At 65.4% G+C, this 8577-nt stretch carries 15 protein-coding genes and 1 pseudogene; 14 read left to right on the top strand and 2 right to left on the bottom strand.

All coding sequences use genetic code 11. The annotated features are described in order from the left end of the window. A pseudogene (locus tag ACX9NE_RS27055) lies at positions 1 to 250 on the bottom strand (hypothetical protein); the annotation flags it as partial. A gap of 124 nt (positions 251 to 374) precedes the next feature. Between ACX9NE_RS27055 and ACX9NE_RS27050 the strand changes: the two are divergent. After that, positions 375 to 596 (top strand): helix-turn-helix transcriptional regulator, encoded by a 222-nt coding sequence (locus tag ACX9NE_RS27050; protein ID WP_459370866.1) that lies wholly within the window; start codon positions 375 to 377, stop codon positions 594 to 596. A 47-nt stretch (positions 597 to 643) separates the two neighbouring features. Here ACX9NE_RS27050 and ACX9NE_RS27045 read toward each other — a convergent pair whose 3' ends face one another. After that, positions 644 to 970: a hypothetical protein gene (locus tag ACX9NE_RS27045; protein ID WP_459370865.1), complete on the bottom strand. Its 327-nt coding sequence runs from the start codon at positions 968 to 970 to the stop codon at positions 644 to 646. 98 nt (positions 971 to 1068) lie between these two features. On the opposite strand from ACX9NE_RS27045, the gene ACX9NE_RS27040 reads away from it, so the two are divergent. The 13 genes from ACX9NE_RS27040 to ACX9NE_RS26980 all read left to right on the top strand — a co-directional run bounded on the left by ACX9NE_RS27040 (position 1069) and on the right by ACX9NE_RS26980 (position 8564). Beyond that, entirely contained in the window at positions 1069 to 1863 is a 795-nt protein-coding gene (locus tag ACX9NE_RS27040; protein WP_459370864.1) for a phage antirepressor KilAC domain-containing protein, read from the top strand. After that, complete coding sequence (locus ACX9NE_RS27035; protein ID WP_459370863.1) at positions 1860 to 2606, top strand: hypothetical protein; 747 nt, start codon at positions 1860 to 1862, stop codon at positions 2604 to 2606. Before ACX9NE_RS27040 ends, ACX9NE_RS27035 begins: the two co-directional genes overlap by 4 nt. After that, entirely contained in the window at positions 2603 to 2809 is a 207-nt protein-coding gene (locus ACX9NE_RS27030; RefSeq protein ID WP_459370862.1) for a hypothetical protein, read from the top strand. The genes ACX9NE_RS27035 and ACX9NE_RS27030 overlap by 4 nt, the downstream gene beginning before the upstream one ends. Beyond that, positions 2806 to 3072, top strand: a complete 267-nt coding sequence (locus ACX9NE_RS27025; RefSeq protein WP_459370860.1) for a glutaredoxin domain-containing protein — start codon at positions 2806 to 2808, stop codon at positions 3070 to 3072. The genes ACX9NE_RS27030 and ACX9NE_RS27025 overlap by 4 nt, the downstream gene beginning before the upstream one ends. After that, a complete protein-coding gene (locus ACX9NE_RS27020; RefSeq protein WP_459370859.1) occupies positions 3069 to 3296 on the top strand; it encodes a hypothetical protein in 228 nt (75 codons plus the stop codon). The genes ACX9NE_RS27025 and ACX9NE_RS27020 overlap by 4 nt, the downstream gene beginning before the upstream one ends. Next, positions 3293 to 3472 carry a hypothetical protein gene (locus ACX9NE_RS27015; protein ID WP_459370858.1) on the top strand — a complete coding sequence of 60 codons (180 nt, stop codon included), beginning with the start codon at positions 3293 to 3295 and terminating at the stop codon, positions 3470 to 3472. The genes ACX9NE_RS27020 and ACX9NE_RS27015 overlap by 4 nt, the downstream gene beginning before the upstream one ends. 154 nt (positions 3473 to 3626) lie before the next feature. After that, complete coding sequence (locus ACX9NE_RS27010; RefSeq protein ID WP_459370857.1) at positions 3627 to 4319, top strand: hypothetical protein; 693 nt, start codon at positions 3627 to 3629, stop codon at positions 4317 to 4319. Positions 4320 to 4417: 98 nt separating this feature from the next. After that, complete coding sequence (locus ACX9NE_RS27005) at positions 4418 to 4690, top strand: hypothetical protein (protein WP_459370856.1); 273 nt, start codon at positions 4418 to 4420, stop codon at positions 4688 to 4690. Beyond that, complete coding sequence (locus ACX9NE_RS27000) at positions 4687 to 4935, top strand: DUF3310 domain-containing protein (protein WP_459370855.1); 249 nt, start codon at positions 4687 to 4689, stop codon at positions 4933 to 4935. Before ACX9NE_RS27005 ends, ACX9NE_RS27000 begins: the two co-directional genes overlap by 4 nt. A gap of 117 nt (positions 4936 to 5052) precedes the next feature. Next, complete coding sequence (locus tag ACX9NE_RS26995; protein WP_459377745.1) at positions 5053 to 5883, top strand: DUF7666 domain-containing protein; 831 nt, start codon at positions 5053 to 5055, stop codon at positions 5881 to 5883. A 578-nt stretch (positions 5884 to 6461) separates the two neighbouring features. Further along, complete coding sequence (gene mip1, locus ACX9NE_RS26990; RefSeq protein ID WP_459370930.1) at positions 6462 to 6599, top strand: microaggregate invasion protein 1; 138 nt, start codon at positions 6462 to 6464, stop codon at positions 6597 to 6599. Further along, positions 6592 to 7479: a PD-(D/E)XK nuclease-like domain-containing protein gene (locus ACX9NE_RS26985; RefSeq protein WP_459370929.1), complete on the top strand. Its 888-nt coding sequence runs from the start codon at positions 6592 to 6594 to the stop codon at positions 7477 to 7479. Before mip1 ends, ACX9NE_RS26985 begins: the two co-directional genes overlap by 8 nt. Next, the gene (locus ACX9NE_RS26980; RefSeq protein WP_459370928.1) at positions 7476 to 8564 is read left to right on the top strand and encodes a recombinase RecT; all 1089 of its coding nucleotides are present in this window, start codon (positions 7476 to 7478) and stop codon (positions 8562 to 8564) included. The genes ACX9NE_RS26985 and ACX9NE_RS26980 overlap by 4 nt, the downstream gene beginning before the upstream one ends. Positions 8565 to 8577 lie beyond the last annotated feature (13 nt).

Genomic DNA, 8577 nt, shown 5'->3' with positions numbered 1-8577 from the left:
TGTCGGCTCCGGGATCGGCCAAAAGGCGCGCCAGCGGAATGCCCGCAGCCTCTTCGATGTGCTGTAGCTCCGAAGTGTCAAACGCGGTCTCACCGGTAAGCCTTCGGTAGACGTACATGCGGCCCCATCCGGTCAACTCTTGGAACCGCTTCTGTGTGATTCTGCGTTCCGCGAGCTGGCCGCGAAGGCGTCTGGCGACGGCCTCCGTGAGCGATTCGTGGTCAGCAACACTACTGGTCATGTCGTCCATAATGACCGCTTATCGTGCATATCGCAACATGTCAGCCTAATAGTTCACACGTGTTAACAAAAACGACACGCCGAGCGTGACAATCTGTTGACGGAATCACGCTTGGCGTGACATTGTTCACCGCGTGAGTGAACAAACGCACCTCGGCAACATCAGGGCCGAACTCGCTCGACACAACAAGAATCAGGGCGACGTCGCGCAGCTCTTGAAGATCACCCGACAGGCCGTCTCCCGCAGACTCTTGGGCCACGTGCCGTTCCGCATCGACGAGCTGCAGCAGATCGCGGAAATGCTCGGCATTCCGGTCTCGAAGCTGGTCGAGGACACGTCAAGGGCCAGCGCATGACCGCCGACCTCACCGAGCAGCGCGTGCGGGAGTTGATACGCGAGGAGCTAGCCGCCCGGTCGTTTTTCAGTGTCGAGCCGCGCGACAGCATCAGTGAGCAACTCCATCGCGTCAAGCTGCTGATCAACTCGGGTCGACAGAGTCTCGACCGCATCCGCGAGGACCTCAAAGCGCTTCGCGAAGGGCTCAAAGCTGACGCTTCGCGCTTCGAGTTCGACGAGCGCCGCTACGGCGTCGGCCAGAAGCTCGGTGGTGTCGATACCGTCGCCGCTGAGCAGCAGCCGCCGCGCACTCTCGACAAGCCTGGCCGAGACGGGGAACCGGCCGGGGTCGATGTTGCCCATGACCAGCTCGCGGAAGCGTTCGATGTCCACGATTCTTCTCCTTCGCAGGTAGGTAGCACTCCGAGCGTAGGAGTCGAGGGGGCCGCGTCGGGTGATACCGGCGCGGCACACCCTGAAGGTGGTGCCCGGTGAGCGCCGACGGCTTTGAAGCGTTGGAACACGCCAGTCCCATCGTCCAGGTCGCCAACGGCGTGCCGACGACGACATCCATGCGCATCGCCAACGGCACCCGCAATGAGCACGCCTCTGTCCTCCGATTGATCCGGGACAACCTGGCTGATTTCGAGGAGTTCGGAGGGGTCGGATTTGAAATCGCACCCTTTGACACCGCGGGCGGCGTGCAACGGCGCGAGGTCGCAGTCCTCAACGAGGAGCACGCGACCCTGCTGCTGACCTACATGCGCAACAACGAGGTCGTGAAGGACTTCAAGAAGCGCCTCGTGCGCGAGTTCTCCCGGCTGCGGCGCGGCGAAAGCCCCACCTTCGACCCGGCCAGCCTCACCCGCGCCGAGATTCTGACGATGGCGCTCAACGCCGAGAACGAGCGCCTGGCACTGGAGGCCGAGAACAAGGTGCTGGCGCCGAAGGCTGAGGCTTACGACAGCTTCCTTGACGCCACCGGCAAGTACGCGGTCGGCGCGGTCGCCCAGATGCTCGGCACCTCACAGAACAAACTCTTCCGCGAGTTGCGCAACCGGCACGTGTTCATCGCGTCGGGCTCGCGGCGCAACACCCCGTACCAGCAGTACGCGCACCACTTCGAGGTGATCCCGCACGAGTTCGAGCGCAGCAACGGGGAGGTGGGCTGCTCGTACACCACCTACGTCCAGCCCAGCGGCATCGACTTCATCCGCCGCAAGTTGGGGCTGCCGACGATCGACCCGCTGCCGATGGGTGTTGGTGACGACCGGAGCGCGTCATGACCGCCGACCTCACCCAGCTACAGGCCCAGGTCCGCGAGTTGATCCAAGACGAGAGCGCCGCGTGCGAGGTCCGCGCGGCCATCGCCGAGTTGCAGTGGCGGCACGCCGCGCGTAGCCCGTTGATCGACCGGTTCGAGGATCTGCAGCAGGAGTTCGCGGTGCAGAACGCCCAGTGGGCGGCCGAACACAACTGCGACGTGCCAGCCAATCCGGTCACGACCAACACGCTGGTGAAGCTGGCGGAATCAGACCGCAGGCGCAAAGCCGAGGCGAAGGCCCTGGTCGCCCAGGCCGAAGAGTGCCTGTCCGCACCGATGCCCCGGCGAGAGCGATGGCTGGCCCTGGCCGCTGAGTTCGACGCCGCCAAGCAGCTGGTATTCGCCCGGCGGCTACGGGCGGCTCTCGGGATCACCGCCGATCACCATGGCCAGCGCCTCACCGACGTGCACAATGCGCAGTTCCAGGGCACGCAGGGCGTAGATAACGCCAGTGAAGACAGCGCCCATGTCGTAGGTGTCGGGCTCAGTTCCCTCGGCGCTGAGGATGGCGGCGATGTTGGTTACCAGCTCATCGGCGATAGGGGCCGGGTCGCTGGTCTTGCCGCTGCTGAGGTTGAGCGCGTCTCTGAGGGGCACGATTCTTCTCCTTCGCTCGGTACTGCTGACGCCCTGAGCGTAGGAGACGGCCCGGTCACCGGCGGCGATCCCGCCGGGCCGGGCCACCCCAAGGGCGGTGCCCAGTGACCCGCGCCGCCGTCCACTTCCGCTGCGTCATCGTCGCCACCCTGGCCACGCTGTGCTTCGTCGTGACCTTCGTCCTCGGCATGGACGGGCCCGCCACTGTCGCGGCCGTCGTCGTCGCCCTGGCGCTCGGCGGGGCGATCTGGGCTCACCACCTTGAGCACGAACACGAGCGACGTACGCGGGAGCGGGAGGGGCTGCGATGAGCGCTCCCGCCGTAACGGTCTACACGCGCACCCTGGCCACCACCGAGAAGTGCTACCAGTGCGAGGCCACCAAGCGCCGGCTCACCGCCAAGGGCATCGCGTTCACCGAGGTTGACATCGACGCCGACCCGCTCACGCGCGAGGCGCTGGCCTACATGGGTTACACCGGCATTCCGGTTGTGGTGGCCGCGACTCCGACCGGCGAGCAGCGCTGGGCGGGGTACCGTCCGGACCGCATCGACGCGCTGGCGGTGGCGGCATGAACGTCACCCTGTACGCGAACCCCGGCAAGCACGGCCCCTCGGTGCGCACCCGCTCACACCTGGCCAAGCTCGGCATCGAGTTCACCGAACTGCCACTGGACGGTTTCAAAGCCCAGTGGGCGCAGTCGCAGGGACTGACGTCCATGCCGATCGTCGTGCCCGAGGGCCACGAGCCGTGGTGCGGGTACCAGCCGGAGCTGCTCGACGGGCTGGTGTCGCCATGACCGCCGGGACCGATGACTGCTTCGCGGTGGTGACCAACAGTCTCGCGGCGTACTTCGCCGCGATCGGTGCCGACATCGTTGGCGTGCGCGCGAGTGACATTGAGCCGAAACCGTTTCAGCCGATTGTCACTGATTGGTCCGAGCACGTGCACGACGCGGTGGGCGGTGCCGAGTGAAAGGCGACCCCCTCAACACCCCGTGCCGCTGCGGCCACCCGCTGTGGCTGCACACCAACGGATGTATAGCCCGCGTCCCTGCCGGTAGCTCACAGATGCGCACCGCCCCGTGTGGGTGCGAGAGAACGCTGCTCTCAATCAACGGCGGTGCCGAATGAACCTCTTCTCCACCCTGCGCGCCGCGCACTACCTGGCCAGCGACATCCTGCCCGCGCTGCGCCGGTTCGCCGCGCCGGTGCCGGACGACGCCGACCCGTACGCCGAGCGGCTGGCGCGGGCGCACGCCGAACTGCCGGGCGCGGACTGCGGGCTGGGCGAGGCGGATGAGTGCCTGTGCGACCCCGACGGCGGGCTGTCGTGCGATACCTGCAGCAGCATTGCCGACATCGGCGCCGAAGCGCTGACGGAGCAGCTCGGCGTTGAGTCGATATTCCGCTCCGGTGGCCAGACGTCCGAGATGGGGCCGCGCCCGAAGCTGTCCGTGGCTCGACCGCCGTCCGCCGCCGACGAACCCGCCTTCATCGCGTGGCTCGCATCCGTGGACGCGCGCCTGGCCGCTATCCAGAACCATCTGACCTCCGCAGCGCCGGGCGCCACCTTCACGCCCGATGCCGCTCCGGAGAGCCCCGCGCCGGACACGGGCGCTGGCGCGGGGCACCCGGGCTTTCCGAACTGGTGCGCGGCCGAGATGCGGCAGGTTGCCGACATCCTGCTCACCGCCGATTCACCGTTTGCGCTCGGCTACGCCAACGACCTACGGAGCGCGGCCGACGCACTGGGTAACGACGACCCCGGCTCGGAGCGGGTGTCGTGGCCGTGGCCTGAAGAAATCGAACGCCGCAAGTAAGAAGCCCCCGGCCGTGTCCGCGCGACCGAGGGCCAACCCAACAGAGAAAGGGCTCTGATGAGTAGTACCAACGATATCCGACTGCGGGCAGGTGCGTCGTGAGCGCCACCATCCCCGGCTGGACCGCCACCCTCGCCCGGCGATACTCACCCGTCGCAACCCTTGAGGCCACCGCCGACCGCATCTTCGCCGCACTGGAACACGGCAACCCGTGGCACTTGGCCGTCACAATGGCCGTGCTGGCGCTCGACCCGTATTACCCGATCGCTGAGCAGATGTTGGCGATCAACGCGGGACTGTTTGCGCTCGACTTCGACGAGGCCGAAGTGGATATCGCGTTGTGGCGCGCAGAGATTGAGGCGCGGGCATGAGCGACATGGTGAACCACCCGCCGCACTACATGCGTGGGCCGACAGTGGAGCTACCCACACGTACCCGCGTCGTGGAATGTATCGAGGTGATCCGGTGGATCACTGATTTTCGCCTGGCAACCGCCATGAAGTACATCTGGCGAGTTGCGTTCGGCGGCAAGGAAAATGACCGCCAGGACATCGAGAAGGCCATTTGGTATCTGCGCGACTGGCTGGACAACAAGGTAGGAGATTCCAATGGGTGAGGTAGGCCCCAACCCCCGCCGCATTGAGGTCATTCCGGCTACGCCGCCCGTCCGCCGGCCCGCCCCTACCCCGGCACCAGCCCCCGTGAAGCCCCGCGAGCCAGAGAAGGTGCCCTTATGATCACCGTCGTTACCACACAGGATGAGCTGGATGCTGCACTGGCGTCCGGTGCGACTGATATCGATATTCGTTCGGAGCGCGGCGTTTGGCTTGAGATATCCGCCACCGACTCGGCGACGGTGACAGCCACCGACTCGGCGACGGTGACAGCCACCGACTCGGCGACGGTGACAGCCTACGACTCGGCGACGGTGACAGCCACCGGCTCGGCGACGGTGAGAGCCTACGGCTCGGCGACGGTGACAGCCACCGACTCGGCGACGGTGAGAGCCTACGGCTCGGCGACGGTGACAGCCACCGACTCGGCGACGGTGACAGCCTACGACTCGGCGACGGTGACAGCCACCGACTCGGCGACGGTGACAGCCTACGACTCGGCGACGGTGACAGCCGCGAAATATGTTGCCATACACCTGCACTCGCAGCGGGTAACTCTCGATGGCTGCGGCCACGTCATAGACCTCACCAGCATTGACCTCAACGATCCCCCGCAATGGTGCGACTACCGCGGTGTCAACGTTATCGACGGAATCGCCTACCTCTTCAAGGCGGTAGGCGACGACTGGAAGTCCGACTACGGAACCTCGTACCAGCCTGGTACCACACCTGATGCGCCGGACTGGTCTGTCACGCGGACCTGTGGGCAGGGGTTGCACTTCTGCGCACACCCGTTCGAGTCGCTCACCTACAAACCGGATGCGACCAGGTTTGTGAAATGCGGAGTGCGCCTTGATGAGATGGTCACCTTGGATGACAAGGTGAAGGCGAAACGTGTTGTGGTGCCGTGTGTCGAGGTGGATATCGACGGAAACGAGGTACCCGCATGACGCCCGACATCGAGATTGGCATGAACCACCAACAGCGCACCCTCCCCGCGACCGCCCAGTCCACCGACACCACGCTCCATCTCGCGCTGTGCCACAACTGCGGTTGCCACCGTTGGGTTTCCAGCTCCGACGCCGTTGAACGGTGGATGCACTGCCATTCGCACGGGGGTAACTCGTGAGCGCGCGGGCCAGCCAGGGCGCGGTTGTCGCCATCAAGAAATCGATTGAGTTCTCGTACCCAACCGGCAAGGGCCAAGAGATCTCTTGTGAACTACTCCCAATTGGGCCAGACCTTCGGGCACAGTGGTTAATTCGCTGCAACGGACACGAGCGCGTGTTCACCTACGAAGAGTTTGTAGAAACCGGCAAGGTGTGGGTTTCTCGGTCGCTCGAAGAGGTGGGCGCGTCGTGAAACTACCCCGGTACTGCCCCGTCTGCTGGGGCAAAGTCTACCCAACTGGCTGCGGACACATCGCCGGACACTTCGACTCCGCGCTCAGGGATCCCTGCCCAATGACCGGGGAGCCGTACCACTTGGCCGGAATCGGCCGCCGTCCGCGTCGTAGGAAGGTTGCATCTTGAGTTACGAACACGAACACGCCGAATGGGGCCGCGCTGTCCACGGCATGAGCGAGATGGAGCTTGCAGCAACGGAAGTCGACGTGCGGATGTCACAGGGGCTCGTGGGTGACCGGGAGGATGCGCGCTATGAGTGAGCCTCTCGCTGACGGCATCTACCCGGCGTCGCTCGGCTACTTCCCCGACCCGACGCGGCTGTCACCGAACGGCGCCAAGCGACTATTACCGCCCTCGACGCCCAGCAAGTTCGACGAGTACCGCAAGAACCCGCCGGGACCGAAACGTGTGTGGGACTTCGGAACCGTCGCGCACAAGCTGGTGCTCAACGAAGGCGATCAATTCCTGGTGCTGGACCCGGCCATCCACGGACTCAAGAAGGACGGCAGCCCGTCTGACAACCCGCGCGCAACGGCGGGCTGGAAAGAGGCCGAGACCCGGGCCCGCGCGGAGGGGCTGACGCCGATCCACGTGGACGACTACCACAAGGCCGTTGCCATGGCACAGAAGGTCCACCAGCACGAGACGGCCGGCCCGCTGCTGGCCAAGGGCGACGCCGAGCAGTGGCTGCTCTGGACCGATGAGCAGTCGGGCCAGAAGTTGCGCCAGCGGCTGGACTGGAAGACGCACGACGACGGCCGCCTGACGGTGGTCGAGTACAAGACCGCCGCGTGTGCGCACCCGGACGTTTTCGAGCGCAAAGCCTACGACCTCGGATACTTCCTGGCCTTCGCCTTCGCGGTGACAGGAGCAGCGGCACTGCTCAACGAATCACCCGCCTACCTGTTCGTCGTGCAGGAGAAGGAACCGCCCTACGACGTGGCTGTGTGTGAGCCCGACGCCGAGGCATTCCGCCTGGCTCACCAGCAGATGCAGCAGGCAATCGCCACCTATCAGCGATGCATGGAAACCGGCCAGTGGCCCGGCCATCCCGTTGGCATCAACACCATCTCCGTGCCCCCATGGGCATTCAAGAAACCCACCCTGACCGACCTACTTGAAGGAGCCGACCACCTATGACCGCCGCAGCCGAATACAAGCAGGTCGCCAAGCAGTCCGATCAGCCGAAGACCGTGGCGCAACTGCTCAAGGTGCTGACCCCGGAGATTGCCCGCGCGCTGCCGAAGGGGATGGACGCCGACCGGCTGGCCCGCATCGTCTCGACGGAGATTCGCAAGAGCCGCAACGCGAAGATGGCGGGCACCGCCAAGCACTCCCTCGAAGAGTGCACGTTTGAGTCCATCGCCGGCGCTCTGCTGACCGCTTCCGCACTCGGGCTTGAGCCCGGCATTATGGCCGAGGCGTACTTGATCCCCTACCGCGACAACGCCCGCCGCGTCGTGGAGTGCCAGCTGGTCATCGGCTATCAGGGCATCGTAAAGCTGTTCTGGCAGCACCCGCGCGCCGAGTTCATCGACACTCAAGTGGTCTACGAGCGCGACGAGTTCCGCTACAGCAAGGGCCTGAACCCGGTGCTTGAGCACACCCCGTTTCCCGGTGACATCGACGAGCGGGGCGAGGTCATCGCCTACTATGCGATCGCTAAAGCCAAGGGCGCGGCGGCGATCTGGGACGTGTTCACACCCAAGCAGATCGGACGGCTGCGCAACGGCAAAGTGGGCCCGTCGGGCAACATCGCTGACCCGCAGCGGTGGATGGAGCGCAAGACCGCACTCAAGCAGGTGCTCAAGCTGGCACCGAAGACCACGCGCCTGGATATGGCGTTGCGCTCGGATGAGAACGACGGCTCGCAGCTGTACCGCTCGCAAGGGATGCCGCTCCCGGCCGGTACGGGACTCGGCGCGGAGCATGAGTCCGACGACGGCGGCGACTACATCGAGGGCGACGTGTTGCCACCGGAGCCGGCCGCCGGCGAAATCCCCCTACCGCCGGAGCCAGCCGCCGCGCCGCCTGCTGACGTGAAGATGGCCAGCCGCCAGCAGATCACGCAGCTTAAGCAGATCCGCCAGGCCGAGAAGTACGACGCCGACGCCGACTGGTACGGCTACCTCGCGGACGCGTTCAGCATCAACGTCAGTGCAGACACCGCGCTCACCTACGAGCAGGCCAAGCAGATCATCGAGGCGTTCGGAGCTGGGCAGTGAGTGCCATCGAACT

This window comes from Mycobacterium sp. ML4, from assembly GCF_054515735.1.
This window is presented reverse-complemented; position numbering and strand designations above follow the sequence as displayed.

Excerpts from the sequence above, each read along its gene's own strand:
- ACX9NE_RS27035 (WP_459370863.1), top strand. The coding sequence starts at position 1,860 with ATGACCGCCGACCTCACCCAGCTACAGGCCCAGGTCCGCGAGTTGATC.
- ACX9NE_RS27025 (WP_459370860.1), top strand. The coding sequence starts at position 2,806 with ATGAGCGCTCCCGCCGTAACGGTCTACACGCGCACCCTGGCCACCACC.
- ACX9NE_RS27020 (WP_459370859.1), top strand. The coding sequence starts at position 3,069 with ATGAACGTCACCCTGTACGCGAACCCCGGCAAGCACGGCCCCTCGGTG.
- ACX9NE_RS27015 (WP_459370858.1), top strand. The coding sequence starts at position 3,293 with ATGACCGCCGGGACCGATGACTGCTTCGCGGTGGTGACCAACAGTCTC.
- ACX9NE_RS27010 (WP_459370857.1), top strand. The coding sequence starts at position 3,627 with ATGAACCTCTTCTCCACCCTGCGCGCCGCGCACTACCTGGCCAGCGAC.
- ACX9NE_RS27000 (WP_459370855.1), top strand. The coding sequence starts at position 4,687 with ATGAGCGACATGGTGAACCACCCGCCGCACTACATGCGTGGGCCGACA.
- ACX9NE_RS26995 (WP_459377745.1), top strand. The coding sequence starts at position 5,053 with ATGATCACCGTCGTTACCACACAGGATGAGCTGGATGCTGCACTGGCG.
- ACX9NE_RS26985 (WP_459370929.1), top strand. The coding sequence starts at position 6,592 with ATGAGTGAGCCTCTCGCTGACGGCATCTACCCGGCGTCGCTCGGCTAC.
- ACX9NE_RS26980 (WP_459370928.1), top strand. The coding sequence starts at position 7,476 with ATGACCGCCGCAGCCGAATACAAGCAGGTCGCCAAGCAGTCCGATCAG.